The organism is Vibrio sp. 10N.222.55.C6 (genome assembly GCF_041473395.1).
Taxonomy (GTDB): domain Bacteria; phylum Pseudomonadota; class Gammaproteobacteria; order Enterobacterales; family Vibrionaceae; genus Vibrio; species Vibrio crassostreae_C.
In genome coordinates, this window is sequence record NZ_JBFRSD010000350.1 from 1 (window position 1) to 288 (window position 288).

Genomic DNA, 288 nt, shown 5'->3' on the forward strand with positions numbered 1-288 from the left:
GCGATGAACTGAGCATCCGGCAGTGAGTCGAGACAAGCTTGTAGGTTCAGAGGATGCAGAGGCTGTGGCGTTAATGCGTTATCCAAAATGAACTGTTTAGTTGCTTCGTCAAAGATATAAGCCTCACTACTAGCTTCTTCGATCTCTTTGAAGGTAATACGTACAAAGCCTTCGACTACAGACAAGTAAGCGGAGTTATCTTCTTTTTGGTAGTTAGACCATGTAGCTTGCGAGTGGATAGATTCAGGGATCGTAACTTGACGTAATACCTCGCCATTTACGGATTCA

Annotated in this window: 1 pseudogene; it reads right to left on the bottom strand. The window is 44.1% G+C overall.

The features are described 5' to 3' along the window. A pseudogene (locus AB4486_RS24065) lies at positions 1-288 on the bottom strand (hypothetical protein); the annotation flags it as partial.